This window comes from Planococcus chinensis (assembly GCF_042681545.1).
Lineage (GTDB): Bacteria > Bacillota > Bacilli > Bacillales_A > Planococcaceae > Planococcus > Planococcus chinensis.
The window spans coordinates 62,781-83,193 of the sequence record NZ_JBHUFW010000010.1; the positions used below are offsets into that span (position 1 = coordinate 62,781).

Consider the following 20,413-nt stretch of genomic DNA (forward strand, 5'->3'; position numbering starts at 1 on the left):
GTGGGGGACATGGTTAAAAAACCGTTGAACGCGGACTATTATATACAGCATCTTTACATATACCTGAACGAAGCCGAAGGATTCGCCCTCTTCAGCGGACTTACGTTTGCCCAATTCATGGATGCTGTGAAAATGCCGAAAAATTTATTATTGTTAAAGCATTCTTATGATGATGCGTCTTTTAACATGCATACGCATTTGGAATTTGTTGCCCAGGAAGAGTTCTCCCAGTTCCGAAAAGCGATGGGCAATAAAAAAAGCGAGTTCTGCTGGATCGATTTCAAGAACGAACGGCAGCTGAATTCCTTGTCCCCGCAGGAACAGGCGGAGCTTTTGTACGTCGGCCATAAAAAAGAAGCGGTACGCCCGCCTTTTTATGCGACGCTGCAAAACGAATTCGTTTACTTGTCGAGCGAAGAAGAACAGACGACGAAAATTTATTTCCGCTACTTGGAGCGGCTGAACGAACTTGTCGGAAATTACTTCACGCAAGTGATCCGGAGAGAAGCGAACGGCCAGAACTTTTGGCGCCGCAAAACAAAAGACCTGATTCCGGAATTGCCGAAAGATATTCTGGATTCATTGAAAAACGACTACCGGGAAGGGGCGCTCATTTCCCTTGCAGATCCGGAGAAAACGAAAAACACCATTGAGCTGCATATCCGTTCGGTGGAGGAAATTTCCTTCCTGGATGAATTTTGGTCGGATATCCGGGATTATCTGAAGCAGGACGTTGACCGCAAAATCATCTTCGACCGCAAATTGAAGGAATGGAAGTGATGCTTGGAAACAAGCATCATTTTTTTATGGACTTGTATAGACTCTGAGCCGGGCAGATTTTTGTGCAGCTGGCCTGAAAAAATTTTTCGTCTTTAGCTGTTCATGATAAACTAAGCAATATGCAAAAAGAAATCCAAAAGTGAAAGCGCCACGGTGCTCTTGAGCTGGACTATAGCGGAGGTTTTAGGGATGAAAAAGAAGATCGGTTTATTATATGGCGGCAAGTCGGCAGAGCATGAAGTATCGCTTTCCACTGCCCGCGCGGTAACACAAGCGCTCAATTTCGAAAAATACGAAGTTTATCCTATTTATATAACGCAAGAAGGCGAATGGAAAAAAGGGCGCATGCTCGAAGGGCCTGCCCAATCGATCGAACAGCTGCAATTGGACGAGGGGACAGCGAATCCGAATGATATCTCCGGCTTCCTTCCCTCGCAAGCAGAGGGGAGCCTGGAAGTGATCATTCCGTTGCTGCACGGACCGAATGGTGAAGACGGCACGGTACAGGGCCTGCTTGAAGTCATGAACTTGCCATATGTCGGGAACGGAGTGCTGGCTTCATCTGCCGGCATGGACAAAGTCGTCATGAAGCAATTGTTCGAGATCGCAGGACTGAAGCAGACGCCTTATGTTTACTTTATCCGTAGCGAATGGCAGCAGGACCGCGATGGGCTGATCGACAAAGTTGCAGCAGAACTGCAATGGCCAGTATTCGTCAAACCGGCGAACCTCGGCTCAAGCGTCGGCATCAGCAAAGCCGACAACAAAGAAGAATTGGCGGCAGCGGTGGAAGAGGCGTTGAAATTCGACCGTAAAATCGTCGTCGAACAAGGCGTCGTTGCACGGGAAATCGAAGTTGGCGTCCTCGGCAATGATCAGCCGCAATGTTCCGTTGCCGGCGAAATCAAACCGCTGAAAGCATTCTATGATTACGAAGCGAAGTACAAAGACGGCAACACGGCCATGATCATCCCGGCGGAACTGGATGAAACGGTCTACGCGGAGCTGGTGGAGTCGGCGATAAAGGCATTCAAAATACTGGATTGCTCCGGACTGGTCCGCGCCGATTTCTTTGTCACGGCAGAGAACGACATCCTGATCAACGAAGTCAACACGCTTCCGGGTTTCACGCCTTACAGTATGTTCCCGCTGCTATGGGAAAACACAGGGGTTCCATATCCGGAATTGATCGAGCGCCTCATCAGCTTGGCGCTCCAACGCTTTGAAGAAAAACAGATGCTGCAAGTAAAAATAGACTGAGTGGAGACGTTGTATGAAAAAGAAGATTGAGCAAGTAGCCAAATGGCTGGGCATAAAAACGAATTTCAAAGGCATTGAAGTGACAGGCGTGTCGATCAATACGCGGACGATCAAGCCGGGCGATCTGTTTGTGCCGTTCCGCGGCGAAAATGTCAATGGCCATAAATATGTCCATCAGGCATTCGAGGCAGGAGCGGCGGCAAGCCTATGGCAGCGCGATGAGCCGAATCCGCCGAAAGACCTTCCGCTTCTGTTCGTTGACGACTGCAAAACGGCGCTCCAGGAAATGGCGCGCGCCTACCGGGACGAACTTTCGACGATCGTCATCGGCATCACGGGCTCAAACGGCAAGACATCGACCAAGGACCTGGTCGCAAGCGTCTTAAAGCCGTATTTTAAAGTGCAGAAAACGCAAGGCAATCTGAACAATGAACTCGGCCTGCCGCTGACAATCTTATCGCTTGATGAAGACACGAAGTTTGCGGTGCTGGAAATGGGCATGAGCGGTTTCGGCGAAATCGAATTCCTGTCAGAACTCGCCCGTCCGGATTATGCGATCATCACCAACATCGGGGAAGCCCATTTGCAGGATTTGGGTTCACGGGAAGGTATCGCGAAAGCGAAGTTCGAAATTACAGCGGGACTCGAGAGCCATGGCAAATTGTTCTACGACGGTGACGAGCCGCTCTTGCTGCCTTTTGTGGAAGATTTCCCGCAAGCGGTATCTTTCGGTTTCGATGAAAACAATGAACTCGCGGTAAGAGACATCAAGGCGACTGAAACCGGCAGCAGCTTCCTTGTCAGCGGCATCATCGACGCGGCGTTCACCATTCCGGTCCTCGGGGAGCATCAGGTCAAAAATACACTGGCTGCTATTCTGGTTGCTCTGGAAGCGGGGCTGACGGAAGAAGAAATCCGGCTGTCTCTGAAGGATGCAGCGCTGACGGATATGCGCATGCAGATCATCCAGGCGGACAACGGCGCAACGTTCATCAACGACGCGTATAACGCAGCTCCGTCTTCGATGAAAGCGGCACTGAATTTCATCCGCGAGACGACGATGAAGGAAGACAAATGGCTGGTGCTCGGCGATATGCTCGAACTGGGCGACGACGAACGGCAATACCATGAAGCCGTCGCGAAATCGATCAGTTCTGAAATTGCCGGCGTCTGCTTGTACGGGCCGCGGATGAAATGGCTGTACGACAAACTGGATGGTTCGTTCGGAGGCCAATTGGTCTGGAGTGAAGATGATTACACGCCGATCATTGAGTTTCTAAAAGCGCACATCACGGAGAATTCGGTCATCCTGGTCAAGGGATCCCGCGGCATGGCGCTTGAAAAAGTCATTGAACCGTTCACGGCACAAGAGAAGTAGGAGGGAACCCGCATGAAGACCGGTGTTCTTTGCATCCACGGTTTCACTGGCGGCCCTTACGAGGTGCAGCCCTTTGCCGACTACATCATGCAAGAGACGGATTGGATAGTGAAAGTGCCGACGCTTCCTGGCCACGGAGAAACCTTGGCATTGAAGAAAATGACTGCGGACCACTGGCTGATGGAGGCGGAACTGGCCCTTCGCGAGCTGAAAAAAGAAACGGACCGCATCATCATTGTGGGCTTTTCCATGGGCGGGCTGATCGCTTTGTACTTGGCGATGCGCTATAAGGTCGAGAAACTGGTCCTGCTGAGCGCAGCTGCCAAGTATATCAGCGTCGGGCAAATCATGGAAGAGATGAAAGGCATGGCGGCGGATGCGGCCAAACGGAAATTGGCAGAAAACGAGATGTTCCGTCATTACCAATACAAACTGCTCCACACGCCGATGCTCTCGACATTCGAATTCCTGAAAGTGGTGAAGCTGGTCAACCCGTTTTACCAGAGCATCCGTGTCCCGGTTTGCATTGTGCAGGGGCTGAAAGACGGAATTGTTCCGGCCACAGCGTCCGAGTTCATCTATGACAACATAGCCTCTGAAGAAAAGCTGGTCATCCACTCGGCGACCGGCCGGCATTTGATCTGCTACAGCGATGACTGTGAAGATTGGTTCGGGCGGGCATTGGCATTTATGAAAAAAGGCTTAGAGTAAACTGATTATTGGAACCTTTGCGTATTGATTGCAAGTGCCCAATAATCGTGTTATTCTAATGAAAGCAATGGATACATTTTTGAGAACTCTTCCCTGTGAAGGGTATTTTTTTGAGCAAAACGGTTTGTTCTACTTACCGGGCATGAAAAAACCCGCCGATCAGACCGCTCGGCAACGCCCGAGCTTTTTCTGTTCACACATCCCCTCTGACTTAAAACTACAGAGCATGATTTTCGACGTGAAACTTCCTCATAAAGGCTCGACTTTGTCACGATTTCATCTAAAATGTACACCATTTGTAAATAAGATGAAGACAAAAGGAGATTGAAAACATTTGGTAAAATTTTCAGAGTTAAATATTAGCGAAACAACTTTAAAGTCCGTACGACGCATGGGGTTTGAAGAAGCAACACCAATCCAGGAAGGTACAATCCGTTTAGGTATGGAAGGCAAGGACATTATCGGCCAAGCACAAACAGGTACTGGTAAAACAACTGCATTCGGTATTCCGTTGATCGAAAAAATCGACACTAAAGACGGCAATGTCCAAGGTTTGGTAATTGCGCCAACTCGCGAATTAGCAATTCAGGTTTCAGAAGAGCTTTACAGACTGGGCCAAGATAAAAATGTGCGCATCCTTTCAGTATACGGTGGCCAAGAAATCAGCCGCCAGATCCGTGCACTTAAAAACCGCCCACAAATCATCGTTGGTACACCAGGACGTTTGCTTGACCATATCAACCGCCGTACGCTTAAATTGGACAATGTAAACACATTGATCCTTGACGAAGCAGACGAAATGTTGAACATGGGCTTCATCGAAGATATCCAAACAATCATGTCAAGCGTGCCAGAAGAACGCCAGACACTATTGTTCTCAGCAACTATGCCGGATGCAATCCGCCGCATTGCAGAGAAATTCATGAAGACGCCTGAAATCGTTAAAATCAAATCAAAAGAAATGACTGTTGAAAACATCGAGCAGTTCTTCGTTAAATCGGTAGAACGCGAAAAATTCGACATCCTTTCACGTTTGATCAATGTTCAACAGCCGGAACTTGCAATCATCTTCGGACGCACAAAGCGCCGTGTTGATGAATTGGCAAAAGCGTTGAATATCCGCGGCTATGTAGCTGAAGGAATTCACGGCGACCTTAGCCAAGCAAAACGCATGTCTGTGTTGAAGCAATTCAAATCAAACAAAATCGACATCTTGGTTGCAACTGACGTAGCAGCTCGCGGACTTGATATCTCAGGTGTATCACACGTATACAACTTCGATATTCCACAAGATCCTGAAAGCTATGTCCACCGTATCGGCCGTACTGGCCGTGCAGGTAAAAAAGGAGTCGCGGTCACGTTCGTAACACCACGTGAAATGGGCTACTTGGGCATCGTTGAACGCACAACGAAGAAAAAAATGGAAGCTTTGATTCCTCCGACTGCTGATGAGGCTGTACTTGGCCAAAAGCGCGTTGCGATGGAACAATTGCAAGAAATGACTGAGAAAAACAACTTGGGCGACTACCGCGAATTCGCGGCAGAAATGCTTGAGAAGTTTGATGCGGTTGATTTGATTGCAGCAGCTCTTAAAACAATGACGAAAGAGCCGGAAGATGTACCGGTTTCAATTTCTGAAGAACGCCCATTGCCATCCCGCGGAGGCGGAGGCTATAAAGGCAAAGGCGGACGCAGCAGTGGAGGCGGCGGTTATAAAGGCAGCCGTTCAACTGGTTCTGGCCGTCCATCTTCTAGCCGCACAGGTGCAGGCGCAGGCCGTCGCCGTGAAGGCAGTGCAAGTGGCGGAGGGCGTCCAGGACGCACTCGCAGACACGAATCATAAGAATGAAAAACGGAATCGCCTTTTAAGGCAGGTTCTATGTATAGAAGGCAGGCACGAAACAGCAACTGTTTCATGCCTGCCTTTTTTGCGTCTCGATTTTCAGGTACAATAGACTGAAACGTTTGCTGTGGTTGACCGTATTATAATGAAGAAAGACAGAATTGGAGGAGACCCCATGAACAATCAGCCGAAAAACCAGATTTCCCGAAAGGGCTTGACCGTATGGCGCCTATACGGGAGTATCGAGACGCTGGTAATTGCGCTTTTTCTTGCCGGATTTTGGGCGCTCACTTATTTTTTTGAATGGCCGTCCTGGCTTTATTCGATATACATAGGCATTCTTCTTCTTGCCGCTTTTACGCTCATTTTCCTTTTCCCAAAAATCCGCTGGCAGCGCTGGCGGTACGAGGTAAGGGAACAGGAAATCGAGCTGCAGCACGGGCTATTCATCGTTAGAAGAACTCTGGTCCCGATGGTCCGGGTGCAGCATGTGGACACGGCCCAAGGGCCGCTCTTGCGCAAATACAATTTGGCTGAAATTTCCATTTCTACTGCAGCGACTACTCACACGATTCCGGCACTTGTCACTGAAGAAGCTGATGAGCTCAGAGCACGGATTTCCGTGTTGGCAAGGGTGGCGGAAGACGATGTCTGAGAAGCGCTATAAACTGCATCCCATTGCCGCATTTTTGAATTTCATCAAAGGGCTGAAAGACCTGATCTTCCCTTTCATTGTCATTTTCGGGGTGAATTTATTCCGGGACGGCGGAGCGGGCTCAATGTTCAGCCAGGGCTGGCAAGGCATGCTGCCGTTTCTGGTCGGCTTGGTCGTTGTTCTGTTTATGCTCGTCAGCGGCATTATCAAATGGAAACGCTTTGTCTACTGGTTCGAGGACGGGGAATTGCGGATCGAATACGGTTTGTTCATCAAAAAGAAGCGGTATATCCCGTTTGACCGCATCCAGAGCCTTAATTATACGGAAGGGATCTTCCATCGCCCGCTCGGGTTGGTGAAGGTGAAAGTGGAGACGGCCGGTTCCGGAAAAATCGGGGAATCAGAAGCGGAACTGACCGCCATCTCCAAGGAAGATGCCGACCGCATCGAAAGCAAGATGGAAGAAGCGAAGCGCGGCGTCCGTCCGGAAGGGGAGCCCGAAGCCCAAGAGCAGGTCCCAGCCAAAAAAAGCGTCAAAGTGCTTTACCGCATGACGCTCAAGGAATTGGTCGTTCTCGCGACAACATCCGGCGGCATCGGGGTGGTACTGTCAGCTGTGGCCGTGTTTTTATCGCAGTTTTCGGATCTTATTCCGTATGAAGCGATCTACGAGGAAGTGATGCTGTTTCTCCGCTTCGGCTATTTGATCGTAGCACTTTCGGTTTTCCTGGTGCTGGCAATTGCCTGGGTCATTTCCGTATTTTTGACCATTTTCGCAAACTACCAATTCACGATCCAGACAGATGAAGACAATATCTACATCACCCGCGGGCTGCTCGAGAAAAAGAAGATTTCCGTTCCGTTCAAACGGGTTCAGGGCATCAAGATTTCGGAAAACCCGCTCCGTGAACTGTTCGGATATGCAACTGTGACGGTCGAAAGCGCCGGCGGATCGATCGGCGACAAAGACGAGAAAATCCGCTTGTTCCCGCTCGCTAAGCGCTCGGTAATCCTGCCGGTACTAGCGGAACTTTTTCCAGAAATGCAGTGGGAGCCTCAGATGATCGGTGCTCCGAAGCGAAGCCGGCGCTTTTTCTACCGGCTCGATTTCCTATGGGTGCTTCCGGTGGCCGGCGCTGTCAGCTATTTCTTTTTTCCATACGGACTTTGGTCGCTCCTGCTTGTTCCGGCAATCGTCCTGTTGGGGATCTGGCAGCACCGCACGGTAGGCTATGCGCTTGTCGGCAGACAGATAGCGATGCGCTTCAGGGGCATCAGCAAACATACTTTCTACATCATGAAAAGAAGGGTGCAGGCCATCGAGGCAAGCCAAAGCTATTTCCAGCGGCGCAAAGGGATCGCTTCCATCCAGGCGACGATCAAATCGGGCATGCTTGGCGCGGCGGCGCGGGTCGATCATATGGACGGGGAGGATGCGGCACGGATTCTTGCGTGGTATGAGCCTTCCAATCAAAAAGCCGCAGCGCAAGAAAAAAGCCAGCCGGAGTTGTTCTCCGGCTGACCTTATTTTCTCTTTTTCCAGCTGACGATGCGTTTCGGATGGAAATAGCTCAATCCGATCAAAAATCCGGTAATCATTCCGGCGATATGGGCAGTGGCGTTGATGTTCGGCGTCAGGAATGTCATGACGATGCTGATCAGGATGATCGGCAGGATGATCTGCCGCAATTGAGGCAGCGCGCGGCGCCCGTAATACAGCAACGCTCCGAATGCACCAAGAATACCGAAAATCGCACCGCTAGCGCCGACATGCAAATAAGTGGAATCCTGCAAGAAATACGTGGCGATGGTACCGAAAAGGCCCGCCAATACGTAGACCGTCAGAAAGCGGACTTTGCCGGTCAGCTTTTCAAGCTCCGGCCCGAACAGGAACAGCGAAAACATATTGAACAGCAAATGCATGAGGCCGGCGTGCAGGAACATCGGCGTGATGAAACGCCACCATTCGCCTGCGGCGATAAGAGAATTGGAACCGACGCCGTAATAATAGATCGATTCGCCGATAATGGGCAGCCAACCGAGGAGGTAGACCGCTATATTAATGGCAAGCAATGTGGACACGACCGGGTACATGCGCAAGTATTGCGAAAAACTTTCTGTGCGGATAAACAATGTGGTCACCTCTTTTTCATACAAGTAATTATACCTTTTTAGCGTTTGCGAATGAAAGGAGAAACATTTATGATTATTGGAATCGGACTGGATATCGTTGAACTGGGCCGCATCCGGAGAATCGACGGCAAATCGGCCAAGTTCCGCGAACGCATACTGACCGAGCGGGAATTGGCGGAATACGCCGCCTTGTCCCCGGCCCGCAAGACGGAGTTTCTGGCCGGGCGCTTTGCCGCGAAAGAAGCATTCGGAAAAGCGAATGGGACGGGAATCGGGGCGGGATGCTCTTTTCAGGATATCGAAATCCGGAAAGACCCCAAGGGCAAGCCGGGCATCTTTTTCCGCCAACAGGAAACGGGGCTCGTGTCCATCACACATACGAAGGAATACGCAGCTGCGCAAGTTCTTCTGCAATCTTGAATAGGAGTGGAATCATGAAGGCATTTTACCGGCCGACAAAAGCGGTCATAGATCTCAAGGCAATCGAAAACAACCTGGCGGCTTTTAAAAAGCATTCGCCGGAGACGGAGCAAATTGCAGTTGTAAAAGCTGATGCATACGGGCACGGCGTAGTGGAAGTGGCGAAGCGGGCTGTGGAAAGCGGCGTCAAGTTTCTGGCGGTAGCGACACCGGACGAAGCGCTTTATCTGCGGGAGCAGGGATTTGACGTAAAACTGCTGGTGCTCGGGGCTACTCCGGCAGCGTTCATCCCGGTAGCTCAGGAACGGCAAATCGCGGTGGCCGCCATTTCGCTCGAGTGGCTCCGGATGGCGGAGGAAGCCATCGACCCTTCGCTTCCTGCACTTAAACTCCATTTAAAAGTCGACACCGGCATGCGCCGGATCGGCGTAGCATACGAACAAGCGGAAGAAGCGATCCGCTTTATCCGCAGCCAGCCGTTTGCCTTCGAAGGCCTGTTCACGCATTTTGCCACGGCGGATGAAAAAGAAGGCGGCTTGTTCCGCCAGCAAGTCCGCCAAATGGCAGAAATCATCCACCAGGTGGGAGATCCGGATGTCCTTGTCCATGTTTCCAATAGCGCCGCGGCGCTCATGCATCCGGATCTGGCATATGATGCAGTGCGCATCGGCATCTCGATGTACGGAATCGCTCCGTCGCCATATGTTGAACAGGAAATGCCGTTCCGCCTCGAGCCGGCCATGAGCCTGGAGACGGAAATTGTCCAGGTGAAAAAGCTGAAAGCGGGAGAAGCGGTCAGCTATGGAGCGACCTACGTCAGCGAGGAAGATGAATGGATAGCGACGCTGCCGATCGGCTATGCAGACGGCATGCTCCGCGGGCTCCAAGGGCAGGAAGTGCTGGTGCGCGGGCACCGTGCGCCGGTTATCGGGCGAATCTGCATGGACCAGTGCATGATCCGGATTCCGGAGGAGATGCCTGCGGGAGAGAAGGTCCAGTTAATCGGGAAGCAGGAAAATGCCGAAATTCGAATCAATGAATGGGCAGAAAAATTGGGCACCATTCCTTATGAAATTCCCTGTAATTTAACAAAAAGAGTTCCGAGAGTTTACCGGTAGAAAGTCCTTCTTTCAAATATGCCTTTTCAGCGCGTCTAGTAGATGTTAAGATGAAGGGGTGAAGTTAGAAAGAACGGGATTTTCGGAGGTGTCGGCTGTGTACGAGGAATCTAAACCAAGAGAAGTGGTAGTGAAACTGCCTAAACAATTGATATCAGAGTTGACTACGCATTCAGATGAACGGTTTCAAGAGCGCGGAGACTATGTTTACGTTTCAACGCAAAGGGTAACGAAAAATATATACGATTCACATCATATTCGGGAAGCAATGATCAAAGGCTACGTGGAGATGTCACAAATCAATTTATCCATCGCTTGTGAATGTTCTCATGCAGAGTACGAAGCGGAGCACACGACCGTGCGACTTGTAAGCGGAGGTTGACAATTTGATTGTAAAACGTGGAGACGTTTTTTTTGCAGAACTCTCACCAGTTGTCGGGTCTGAGCAAGGCGGGACCCGCCCCGTATTGGTGATTCAAAATGATATCGGGAACCGGTTCAGTCCGACTGTGATCATCGCAGCTATCACTGCGCAGATCCAGAAAGCGAAATTGCCGACCCATGTGGAAATCGACGCCAAGAAATATGGATTTGAGCGCGACTCAGTCATCTTGCTTGAACAATTGCGTACGATCGACAAATCCCGATTGACAGATAAAATTACCCAGCTTGATGATTCATTGATGGAAAAAGTAGACGAGGCACTCGAAATCAGTGTTGGCCTTGTGAAATTCTAAGCATACATACTCCTAACAAAAACGCCTGATGTATAATATGCATCAGGCGTTTTTGCCTGTTTTGCCAGGAAAGCAAAAGCCCCCTGACAAAAAAGATGTGAAAAATTGCGTTTTCCGATACAATAAAAGATAGATTACCTAAATGCATTGGGAAATGAACGTTGCATAGAAGTACAGGGAGGTTTCTGGTAAAAGATGAATAAGAAAATGGCTGAATATATTCAACAGAATAATGGCGAAATCATTGCCAAGTGGCAGGAATTGATGAAGAACGAGAAAAATGAACGATCTTTTCAAATGATGCCGCAAGATTTGATGGATCAGACGAGCAAGGAATTTGCAGATTTGATGCTGTCAAATCTACTGGAAAGCCACCAGGCTTATGAGAGCCGCCTGAATGACTTTGCGGAAAAAGTGGTGCGCCTGGGCTGGTCGGTGACATTCGTGACCAAAGCGATCGATCATTTCTCGGAAGTGGTTTTCGAAGGAATGGAAGATGCGGGCCTCATTACCCAAGAGAATTTCCGTGCATTCTTCAAAGAGTTCAATAATTGGATCATACCAATCCGTGACAGCACAGTCGCTACATACTCGAAAACATGGGAACGCACTGTCAGCCTGCAGAAAATCGCTTTGCAGGAATTGTCAGCCTCGCTGATTCCTGTATTTGATAAAGTTTCCGTCATGCCGCTCGTCGGCACGATTGACACAGAGCGCGCAAGACTGATCATGGAAAACCTGCTTGAAGGCGTTGTAAACCACCGGGCAGAAGTGGTATTGCTGGACATCACAGGCGTTCCGGTCGTTGATACGATGGTGGCCCACCACATTATCCAGGCAGCCGACGCAGTCCGTTTGGTTGGAGCGAAATGCATGCTGGTCGGAATCCGTCCGGAAATCGCCCAGACCATCGTAACCCTCGGCATCAATCTGAATGAATTTACAACAACTAGTACCTTGCAGCGTGGAGTGGAGCAGGCACTCGCATGGACAAATCGCAAAATTGTGGAGGTTGAAGCAGAATGAACTTTCGTATTCCGATCTTAAAGCTTAGAGATACATTGATCGTTTCCATCCAATGGGAGCTGGACGATCAGACAGCAATTCAATTCCAAGAGGATTTGCTGAACAAACTGCATGAAACAAGCGCGCGCGGTGTGGTGATTGATCTGACCTCCGTTGACTTTATCGATTCGTTTATCGCTAAGGTCCTGGGAGACGTGATCAGCATGTCAAGCTTAATGGGAGCGCGAGTGGTTATTACCGGTATCCAACCAGCAGTGGCTATTACTTTAATCGAGTTAGGAATTCGACTTGAAGACGTTATGACAGCACTGGATCTCGAAAATGGGTTGGATAAACTTCAACTGGAATTGGAGGCTTAAGAATGAGCAACCAGTCTTCGGTGGAAATTTTAACGGAATGGGATATTGTCGCTGCTAGGCAATTAGGCCGCAATGTCGCGAAAGAATTGGGTTTTGGAACAGTGGACCAAGCCCGTATCACGACTGCAATCAGCGAACTTGCCCGCAACATTTATTTATATGCAGGCCAAGGAAGAATTGAAATTCAGCAATTGTCAGAAAATGGAATTAAGGGCATCTTAATTATCGCCGCTGACCAGGGGCCTGGCATTCCCGACATCCGCAAAGTGATGGAAGACGGATTCTCGACTTCAGGCGGTTTAGGAGCTGGATTGCCAGGAGTCAAACGGTTAATGGATGAATTCAAGATCGATACGATCCCAGGAGAAGGGACAGATATTAGAGCTACGAAATGGCTTCGATAGGGGGAGCGTATATGGTCCACAAAATCGAAAATCAGTACAAGGAAATTCTGAATCAATACATGCAGCGCCAGTCGGAGCAGAACCTGTACGTTGGGCAAAACTTCAGCCGGCAGCTGATTTCTGAGAATATTTCACCTGAAGAGGTCATCAGTGTCCATAAAGCGGCCATGCAGGAAATTTACAAAGATTTGCCGGACGTTGTCTGGCATTCCTTTGATTTCCTCATTGAAATGATGATCAATTACGGCCTGGCATTGCAGGAGCGCCAAAGCCTATTGCAGCGGCAGGAAGAAATCCGGGTGGAAATGGATTTAGCGGCAAACGTCCAGGAGACGTTGCTGAAAACCTCATTGCCGGTTCTGGAAGGTTTGGATATCGGGTTGCTGTCAATCCCGGCGAAGAAAATGAACGGCGATTACATATACTTTATCAGTGATGCAGACGGCCATGCCGGCATAGCAGTTGCGGATGTAATCGGCAAAGGCCTCCCGGCGGCTCTTTGCATGTCCATGGTCAAGTTCGGCATGGACAGCCTGAACAATTCCCCGGCCACACCGAAAGAAGTCCTCGGCGTCATCAATCGGGTAGTGGAAAAAAGTATCGATGATTCCATGTTCGTATCGATGTTCTACGGAAGGTACGATGCCGACAATGGAACGTTGACTTATGGATCGGCTGGGCATGAGCCGGCAATCTTATACCGCGCCAAAACAGCCGAGTTCAGTGAATTGTATGCAAAAGGGCTGCTGCTCGGCGTCTCGCCTGCCGCTGTCTATGAAGAGCATACGGTTCAACTGGAGCAGAATGATATGGTCGTCATGATGACGGACGGCGTTACAGAAGGCCGTACAGATGAAGGCTTCATCGAACGCGAAGTGCTGTTCCAATTGATTGAAGAGAAAAAAGACGAGCCTGCACAAGCAATTGTCCAGCATGTCTATGATGAACTGGAACGGATGCAAAATGCACAGCTTCATGACGATTTTACGCTAGTAATTTATAAAAAAGTCAGTATGTAGGTTTAAAAATCACCGCGAGGTGGTATTTAGACTTACGATGGCTTTTTTAAGTTCATGCGAATTATAAAAAACGGGGTGTCATATAAATGAATATTCAAGTTGAATTAGAAGAAGCGGGCAACAAATTGACTGGCTTTATCCGCGGCGAGATTGACGCGCATACAGCACCGGTTCTTCGTGAAAAATTAGAATTGCACCAAAATAAAGACGGTTTGAATGCCGAGTTGGACCTATCCGACGTCGATTATATGGACAGCACAGGTTTGGGAGTTTTTGTGGCTTTCTATAAATCGGTGAATGCCAAAGGCGGACATGTGAAGCTAAAAGGGCTTTCCTCACGTTTGAAACGTCTATTCGACATAACTGGTTTGGGCGATATCATGGATATCGAATCAGTTGGAAAAGGTGGTAATTAATATGCGTCCTTTCGATTATGTTGAAATGAGAGTGCCGGCGAAATCGCAATATGTCGGGGTAGCCCGGTTGACGATTTCAGGATTGGCGAGCCGCATCGGTTTCACATTTGATGATATAGAAGATTTGAAAATCGCTTCAAGTGAAGCAGTAACGAATGCAGTCCAGCACGCTTACGCAGAAGGTGAAGAAGGCGAAGTGGTTATCGGCTGTGCGCTTTACGGCGATAAAATAGAAATAATGGTAGCGGATCATGGGCAGAGTTTTGATTTCGAGGAAACAAAAGCGAAAGTGGGCCCGTACCATGACCAGGAGGAAGGGGCTTTTCTTCGTGAAGGAGGTCTTGGCCTGTATTTGATTGAAACTTTGATGGATGAAGTAAAAGTACATCATCAAGAAGGTGTCACGGTCTTCATGACAAAGTATGTTGGAGGAGAGCAGGTGGAAGAGGATGTCGAAACGATCTCATCCTAATCAGCCGACCAAAGAGCAGGTGCTTGAATGGATCGAGGCTTATCAGAAAACGGAAGATGAAGAAGCCCAGACAATGTTGGTGATGAATTACAAACGACTGGTAGAATCCATTGCGCGGAAATATTCTAATGGTAAATCTTACCATGAAGATATTGCGCAAGTCGGGATGCTGGGGCTCCTCGGAGCAATCCGGCGCTATGACCCTTCTTTTGGCAGAAGTTTTGAAGCATTTGCAGTGCCTACCATCATCGGAGAAATCAAACGGTTCTTGCGGGACAAGACGTGGGCGATCCATGTGCCGCGCCGCATAAAAGAATTGGGGCCTCGCATCAAATCAACAGTTGAAGTGCTGACACGGGAACTTCAGCGCTCGCCGCAAGTATGGGAAATTGCTGAATACCTGGATGTCGACGAAGATGACGTACTAGAAGCGATGGAAATGGGCAAGAGCTATCAAGCTTTATCCATGGATCACTCGCTTGAAGCCGATTCCGATGGCAGTACGGTGACTTTATTTGACGTTGTCGGGCAAGAAGACGACGGGTACGAAAAAGCGGATCAGCGCATGCTCGTAGCTAATGCGATGAATGTGCTGTCTGAACGCGAAAAGCAGATCATTCAATATACGTATATTGAGCAGTTGAGCCAAAAGGAGACGGGCGATAAGCTGGGGATTTCCCAAATGCATGTGTCCCGCCTTCAGCGGAAAGCGATCAAAAAATTGCAAGAGGCTATTTTGGCTGCTGGTGGAGTGTCGTAGTGGAAACAATCCGACACCAATTTGTGGAAGCATGTATCTTCAATGAAGCAAAAAAAGGGAATTACGAGTCCGGCGACAGCTACCATACAGTGCTGACGGACGAGTATTTCATTTGCTCCATAGCCGACGGTCTGGGAAATGGGCCAATTGCGAGGGAATCTTCGCAGGTCATTCCCCAAATTCTTGAAGAATACCATCATGAAACGATTGATTCGCTCATGCAGCGCTTCAATGGGTTGATGGTGCAAAAACGAGGAGCTGCTGTAGCGATTTTCAAAGTCGACTTTAAAAAGAAGACGCTGGAATACAGCTGTGTGGGCAATATCCGCTTTTACCTCTACCGAAAAGGCACGAACGAAATGATTTACCCGTTGCCGGTGATGGGGTATTTATCCGGGCGTCCGCAAAAGTTGCGCACCCAACTCTACACTTATGTAGAAGATGATTTGTTCTTGATCCATTCCGATGGAGTGGAACTGCGAAATCCGAAAGCAATGATGAGGCAGGCAGGAATACCTGAACGCCTTTATTACGATATTCTCCGCGAAATCAAAACGGGCGACGACGCCACGTTCATAGCTGGAAGCCTCCTCAAATGAGTAGGCTTCTTTTTTGTGTGATAAAATAAGAAAAGCGGAAACGGCCGTTTAGGTTCGACAGGCAAGAGATGGGCCAAACGAAGTTTGGATCATCTCTTTGCGACGAAGCACATAGTGCTGCAGGAGCAATAAGGTTTTTCGGCGGACTGGCGAAGCGGGGTGTTTTCAGCCGCACAGCCAAGCTGGCTTATGACCCGAGAACCTGGCCGTTGGAGCTGGACAAAAGAAAAGCGGAAACGGCCTCGAGGGCCTAGGCGCTGGAGCTGGACAAAAGAAAAGCGGAAACGGCCGTTTAGGTTCGGCAGGCATAAGCCGGAGCTTGATGGCCGCCTAAGCATTGTCAGGAAATTAAGGGGAGTGGTTTTGTGGAAATGCAGAAGATCCATGCGTTAATCGCCAAAGAAACCGGCGTGCGTACAGACCAAGTGAAGCAAGTAATCGCGTTGATCGAAGACGGCAATACCGTTCCGTTTATCGCGCGCTACCGGAAAGAAGCAACGGGTTCACTTGATGAAGTCCAGATCAAAGCGATCGATGATCGATATACATATATCCAGAATTTAGAGCAGCGGAAAACGGAAGTGATCCGCTCGATTGCCGAGCAGGAAAAGCTGACGCCGGAACTTGAAAAAGAAATCCAGGCGGCGACTGTCTTGCAGCGGCTGGAAGATTTGTACCGCCCGTTCAAACAGAAACGCCGGACAAAAGCGACCATTGCAAAAGAGCGGGGGCTTCAGCCGCTTGCCGATTGGCTGATGGAATTCTCAAGGGAAGATGCTGTGAAAAAGGCAGCGGAATTTGTGGACGAAGGAGCGGGCGTTGCGTCTGCTGAAGATGCGCTTCAAGGGGCGAAGGATATCCTAGCCGAACTCTTCGCCGATGACCCGGATATCCGTGAAAAAGTCCGCTACATGACGCGCAAAGACGGGAAAATCCTGACCGCCGCTAAAAAAGGCCACGGGGACGAGAAACAGGTTTTTGAAATGTACTACGAATACGAAGAAGCGATCAGCAAAATCGTGCCGCACCGCATACTTGCCATTAACCGCGGGGAGAAAGAGGATGTGCTGCGCGTTTCCATCCAGCCGCCGACGGACCGGATCGTCACGTTAATGAAAAACAAATGGATCAAATCGTCTGTTCCATCGGCCGGCATCGTGGCCGAAGCAATCGAAGACAGCTACAAGCGGTTGATCCAGCCTTCGGTCGAGCGGGAAATCCGCACCGAGCTGAGTGAAAAAGGCGAAACGCAGGCCATCCATATCTTCTCGGAAAACCTGCGGAATTTATTGCTCCAGCCGCCGATGAAAAACAAAATGGTGTTGGGCGTTGACCCGGCATATCGGACTGGCTGCAAGCTGGCGGTTATTGACGAGACAGGGAAACTCTTGGAAGTTGCCGTCATTTATCCGCATGCGCCGAAAAACGATACAGCCGGTGCAAAACGGGTCATGAAACGGATTGTCTCCGATTACCCGATCCAGATCATGGCGATCGGCAATGGAACGGCTTCTCGGGAAACCGAACAATTCGTTGCAGATTTCCTGTCTGAAACCGACGCTGATATTTCATACGTCATCGTGAACGAAGCCGGCGCCAGCGTTTATTCCGCTTCGGAAATTGCACGGGCAGAATTCCCGGACCTTCAAGTCGAAGAGCGCAGTGCGGCTTCCATCGCCCGCCGCCTTCAGGATCCGTTATCGGAACTGGTGAAGATCGATCCAAAAGCGGTAGGGGTGGGGCAGTACCAGCACGATGTCTCCCAGAAGAAGCTGGCCGATCAATTGACGTTCGTAGTTGAGACGGCTGTTAACCAAGTAGGCGTAAACGTCAACTCAGCTTCAGCTTCACTGCTCCAGTATGTTGCGGGCCTCAGCAAAACAGTTGCGGAAAATGTCATCAAGGTACGTGACGAAAACGGCCGTTTCACAAGCCGTGCCCAACTGAAAAAGATTCCGCGGCTCGGAGCGAAAACATATGAACAGGCGATCGGCTTCCTGCGCATTCCGGAAGGGAAGAACCCGCTTGATGCGACCGGCATCCACCCTGAAAGCTATAGTGTGGCCGAGAAGCTGCTCGAATTGGTCGGAGCGGACAAGAAAGACGTCGGCAAGCTGGCAGTGTCCGAAAAGCTGGAGCAGCTTGATCTGCAAGAGTTGAGTGAAAAGATGGGCGTGGGACAAGTGACGCTCCAAGACATTCTGGACGCCTTGAAAAAGCCGAACCGCGATCCGCGCGATGAATTCCCGCAGCCCTTGCTGAAAAACGATATATTGAAGATGGAAGATCTGCTGCCGGGCATGGAAGTGCAAGGGACGGTCCGGAACGTTGTCGATTTTGGCGCGTTTGTGGACATTGGCGTAAAACAGGACGGACTCGTCCATATCTCGAAATTGAAAAAAGGCTTTGTAAAACACCCGCTTGAAGTAGTGGCGGTAGGCGATATCGTGACAGCTTGGGTCGAGAAAGTCGAGAAGGAAAAAGGGCGGATTGCGTTGACGATGCTGCCGCCAAAAGAACAATCAGTACAATAAGAAAACGATCAGCCGAAGAAGCGCTAAAAAGAGCGGCTCTTCGGCCGGTCTTTGAATTGAAGGAGCCCACATGAATAACCTGGAGCTGACAGAACTCATCAAAGAGATTTCCGAAACTGTTTTCCATAAGCCGTTCCGGCATGCCGGTGTCTTCAATGCCCGGCTGCGGACGACTGGCGGCAGATACCTGCTGCGTTCCCATAACATCGAGATCAATCCGAAGTCATATGAGAGGTTCGGCTACAGTGAACTTGAAGGGATCATCAAGCATGAGCTGTGCCATTACCATCTGCACATCGAAGGGAAAGGCTATAAGCATCGGGATGCTGATTTCCGGGCGCTGTTGAAAGAAACTGGATCTCCCCGTTTCTGTTCTTCGGTGGAGCCGGAAAGAGCGAAACGTCCGGCAAACCGGTACCTTTACGAGTGCGTCGCCTGCAATACAGAATATGTCCGGAAAATACGGATGAATGTAGAGCGGTACCGGTGCGGAAGATGCGCCGGAAAGCTTGCTCTGAAATAATAAAAGAAATGGAAAATAAGTGTTGACGATTCTTGAAGACCTCTTTATAATAGAAAAAGTCGACAAGTACTTAAACAGCACTTGCAACACTATTCCGAAGTAGCTCAGTGGTAGAGCACCGCACTGTTAATGCGATGGTCGTAGGTTCGAGTCCTACCTTCGGAGCCATTTTTTGGCCCCTTGGTCAAGCGGTTAAGACACCGCCCTTTCACGGCGGTAACACGGGTTCGAATCCCGTAGGGGTCATCTTTTATACATAAGCAATTGAAGCTAATTGTTATTGTAGAATAAGCAGCGAAGTTTCCGGGTGATCGAGAAACAAGCGTAAGAGAAAAAAAGTATCACCTATATTATTGTCGCGGGGTGGAGCAACGAGCCGTACGAAGACGGCGAAGTAACATCGAAGCAGCCGAAGGCGATGCAGATGTCCATTACGAAACAAGCGTAAGAGAAACAAAGTATCACCTATATTATTGTCGCGGGGTGGAGCAGTTCGGTAGCTCGTTGGGCTCATAACCCAAAGGTCGCAGGTTCAAATCCTGCCCCCGCAACCAAATGGTCCCGTGGTGTAGCGGTTAACATGCCTGCCTGTCACGCAGGAGATCGCCGGTTCGATCCCGGTCGGGACCGCCATTTTATTGGGGTATAGCCAAGCGGTAAGGCAACGGGTTTTGATCCCGTCATGCCCTGGTTCGAATCCAGGTACCCCAGCCATTTTTTTGCTAGAACCTAAAACGTTCAGCTGAAAATAAAGTGAAGTTCCTCGTTGACAATGAAGTGAACATGTTCTACAATAGAATTTGTCCTTAAAATAATATTAATGCGGTCGTGGCGGAATGGCAGACGCGCTAGGTTGAGGGCCTAGTGGGAGAAATCCCGTGGAAGTTCGACTCTTCTCGGCCGCACCATATCTCGCTTGTAAGCGCCCGTAGCTCAATTGGATAGAGTACTTGACTACGAATCAAGCGGTTAGAGGTTCGAGTCCTCTCGGGCGCGCCAATTTCCAAATTGGTTTTCTTCTATATGATATGCGGGTGTAGTTTAGTGGTAAAACCTCAGCCTTCCAAGCTGATGATGAGGGTTCGATTCCCTTCACCCGCTCCAAAATTCTTACCATGAACCTTGAAAACTGAACAGCAAAACGTCAACAATAGGCAACGGCCGCGCAAAACGGCCCGCGCACAACTTACTGATCAGCTCACGCAGATCAAAGCGAGCCGCGCGTCTTTCGGGACGGCGGCACGCCAGCAAGTATTTGAGCAATCA

The 20,413-nt window shown here is 49.6% G+C and carries 22 protein-coding genes and 8 tRNA genes; 29 read left to right on the plus strand and 1 reads right to left on the minus strand.

The window, feature by feature from the left end; translation table 11 throughout:
* Positions 1-9: 9 nt before the first annotated feature.
* From ACFSDB_RS12410 to ACFSDB_RS12440, 7 genes are all read left to right on the plus strand, one after another.
* Positions 10-780, plus strand: coding sequence for a hypothetical protein (locus ACFSDB_RS12410; RefSeq protein WP_204893398.1), 771 nt, complete (start codon positions 10-12; stop codon positions 778-780).
* Positions 781-969: 189 nt separating this feature from the next.
* Positions 970-2,040 (plus strand): D-alanine--D-alanine ligase, encoded by a 1,071-nt coding sequence (locus tag ACFSDB_RS12415; protein ID WP_204893396.1) that lies wholly within the window; start codon positions 970-972, stop codon positions 2,038-2,040.
* A 13-nt stretch (positions 2,041-2,053) separates the two neighbouring features.
* Entirely contained in the window at positions 2,054-3,418 is a 1,365-nt protein-coding gene (locus ACFSDB_RS12420) for a UDP-N-acetylmuramoyl-tripeptide--D-alanyl-D-alanine ligase (RefSeq protein ID WP_204893394.1), read from the plus strand.
* Positions 3,419-3,430: 12 nt separating this feature from the next.
* On the plus strand, positions 3,431-4,129 hold the full coding sequence (locus tag ACFSDB_RS12425) for an alpha/beta hydrolase (RefSeq protein WP_204893392.1): 699 nt from the start codon (positions 3,431-3,433) through the stop codon (positions 4,127-4,129).
* 334 nt (positions 4,130-4,463) lie between these two features.
* Positions 4,464-5,972, plus strand: a complete 1,509-nt coding sequence (gene cshA, locus ACFSDB_RS12430) for a degradosome RNA helicase CshA (RefSeq protein ID WP_204893391.1) — start codon at positions 4,464-4,466, stop codon at positions 5,970-5,972.
* A gap of 175 nt (positions 5,973-6,147) precedes the next feature.
* Complete coding sequence (locus tag ACFSDB_RS12435) at positions 6,148-6,627, plus strand: PH domain-containing protein (protein ID WP_204893390.1); 480 nt, start codon at positions 6,148-6,150, stop codon at positions 6,625-6,627.
* On the plus strand, positions 6,620-8,149 hold the full coding sequence (locus ACFSDB_RS12440; protein WP_204893389.1) for a PH domain-containing protein: 1,530 nt from the start codon (positions 6,620-6,622) through the stop codon (positions 8,147-8,149). Before ACFSDB_RS12435 ends, ACFSDB_RS12440 begins: the two co-directional genes overlap by 8 nt.
* A 2-nt stretch (positions 8,150-8,151) precedes the next feature.
* Here ACFSDB_RS12440 and ACFSDB_RS12445 read toward each other — a convergent pair whose 3' ends face one another.
* The gene (locus tag ACFSDB_RS12445) at positions 8,152-8,760 is read right to left on the minus strand and encodes a rhomboid family intramembrane serine protease (RefSeq protein ID WP_204893388.1); all 609 of its coding nucleotides are present in this window, start codon (positions 8,758-8,760) and stop codon (positions 8,152-8,154) included.
* A 69-nt stretch (positions 8,761-8,829) separates the two neighbouring features.
* Here ACFSDB_RS12445 and acpS point away from each other — a divergent pair, with 69 nt between their 5' ends.
* From acpS to ACFSDB_RS12555, 22 genes are all read left to right on the plus strand, one after another.
* The gene (gene acpS / locus ACFSDB_RS12450; protein WP_204893387.1) at positions 8,830-9,180 is read left to right on the plus strand and encodes a holo-ACP synthase; all 351 of its coding nucleotides are present in this window, start codon (positions 8,830-8,832) and stop codon (positions 9,178-9,180) included.
* Between the two features lie 14 nt (positions 9,181-9,194).
* Positions 9,195-10,298 carry an alanine racemase gene (alr, locus tag ACFSDB_RS12455; RefSeq protein WP_204893386.1) on the plus strand — a complete coding sequence of 368 codons (1,104 nt, stop codon included), beginning with the start codon at positions 9,195-9,197 and terminating at the stop codon, positions 10,296-10,298.
* A gap of 97 nt (positions 10,299-10,395) precedes the next feature.
* Positions 10,396-10,680: a transcriptional regulator gene (locus ACFSDB_RS12460; RefSeq protein WP_377340230.1), complete on the plus strand. Its 285-nt coding sequence runs from the start codon at positions 10,396-10,398 to the stop codon at positions 10,678-10,680.
* 4 nt (positions 10,681-10,684) lie between these two features.
* Positions 10,685-11,035, plus strand: a complete 351-nt coding sequence (locus tag ACFSDB_RS12465) for a type II toxin-antitoxin system PemK/MazF family toxin (protein WP_204893385.1) — start codon at positions 10,685-10,687, stop codon at positions 11,033-11,035.
* Positions 11,036-11,230: 195 nt separating this feature from the next.
* On the plus strand, positions 11,231-12,061 hold the full coding sequence (locus tag ACFSDB_RS12470; protein WP_204893384.1) for an RsbT co-antagonist protein RsbRA: 831 nt from the start codon (positions 11,231-11,233) through the stop codon (positions 12,059-12,061).
* Complete coding sequence (locus ACFSDB_RS12475; RefSeq protein ID WP_106534565.1) at positions 12,058-12,420, plus strand: STAS domain-containing protein; 363 nt, start codon at positions 12,058-12,060, stop codon at positions 12,418-12,420. The genes ACFSDB_RS12470 and ACFSDB_RS12475 overlap by 4 nt, the downstream gene beginning before the upstream one ends.
* 2 nt (positions 12,421-12,422) lie before the next feature.
* A complete protein-coding gene (locus tag ACFSDB_RS12480; protein ID WP_204893383.1) occupies positions 12,423-12,824 on the plus strand; it encodes an anti-sigma regulatory factor in 402 nt (133 codons plus the stop codon).
* Between the two features lie 11 nt (positions 12,825-12,835).
* A complete protein-coding gene (locus tag ACFSDB_RS12485) occupies positions 12,836-13,843 on the plus strand; it encodes a PP2C family protein-serine/threonine phosphatase (RefSeq protein ID WP_204893382.1) in 1,008 nt (335 codons plus the stop codon).
* An 86-nt stretch (positions 13,844-13,929) separates the two neighbouring features.
* The gene (locus ACFSDB_RS12490) at positions 13,930-14,259 is read left to right on the plus strand and encodes an anti-sigma factor antagonist (protein WP_204893381.1); all 330 of its coding nucleotides are present in this window, start codon (positions 13,930-13,932) and stop codon (positions 14,257-14,259) included.
* A gap of 1 nt (position 14,260) precedes the next feature.
* Complete coding sequence (gene rsbW, locus ACFSDB_RS12495) at positions 14,261-14,731, plus strand: anti-sigma B factor RsbW (protein ID WP_204893380.1); 471 nt, start codon at positions 14,261-14,263, stop codon at positions 14,729-14,731.
* The gene (gene sigB, locus ACFSDB_RS12500; RefSeq protein WP_204893379.1) at positions 14,709-15,491 is read left to right on the plus strand and encodes an RNA polymerase sigma factor SigB; all 783 of its coding nucleotides are present in this window, start codon (positions 14,709-14,711) and stop codon (positions 15,489-15,491) included. The genes rsbW and sigB overlap by 23 nt, the downstream gene beginning before the upstream one ends.
* On the plus strand, positions 15,491-16,090 hold the full coding sequence (locus ACFSDB_RS12505; protein ID WP_204893378.1) for a PP2C family serine/threonine-protein phosphatase: 600 nt from the start codon (positions 15,491-15,493) through the stop codon (positions 16,088-16,090). The genes sigB and ACFSDB_RS12505 overlap by 1 nt, the downstream gene beginning before the upstream one ends.
* A gap of 365 nt (positions 16,091-16,455) precedes the next feature.
* Positions 16,456-18,624 carry a Tex family protein gene (locus ACFSDB_RS12510; RefSeq protein ID WP_377340237.1) on the plus strand — a complete coding sequence of 723 codons (2,169 nt, stop codon included), beginning with the start codon at positions 16,456-16,458 and terminating at the stop codon, positions 18,622-18,624.
* Between the two features lie 70 nt (positions 18,625-18,694).
* Positions 18,695-19,147 carry a SprT family protein gene (locus ACFSDB_RS12515; RefSeq protein WP_204893377.1) on the plus strand — a complete coding sequence of 151 codons (453 nt, stop codon included), beginning with the start codon at positions 18,695-18,697 and terminating at the stop codon, positions 19,145-19,147.
* 93 nt (positions 19,148-19,240) lie between these two features.
* Positions 19,241-19,315 (plus strand) — tRNA-Asn (locus ACFSDB_RS12520).
* Between the two features lie 6 nt (positions 19,316-19,321).
* Positions 19,322-19,393 (plus strand) — tRNA-Glu (locus tag ACFSDB_RS12525).
* 231 nt (positions 19,394-19,624) lie between these two features.
* A tRNA-Met gene (locus ACFSDB_RS12530) sits at positions 19,625-19,701 on the plus strand.
* A 3-nt stretch (positions 19,702-19,704) separates the two neighbouring features.
* Positions 19,705-19,780, plus strand: a tRNA-Asp gene (locus tag ACFSDB_RS12535).
* Positions 19,781-19,786: 6 nt separating this feature from the next.
* Positions 19,787-19,861, plus strand: a tRNA-Gln gene (locus tag ACFSDB_RS12540).
* Between the two features lie 108 nt (positions 19,862-19,969).
* Positions 19,970-20,055, plus strand: a tRNA-Leu gene (locus tag ACFSDB_RS12545).
* Positions 20,056-20,069: 14 nt separating this feature from the next.
* Positions 20,070-20,146, plus strand: a tRNA-Arg gene (locus ACFSDB_RS12550).
* A gap of 31 nt (positions 20,147-20,177) precedes the next feature.
* Positions 20,178-20,251, plus strand: a tRNA-Gly gene (locus tag ACFSDB_RS12555).
* Positions 20,252-20,413 lie beyond the last annotated feature (162 nt).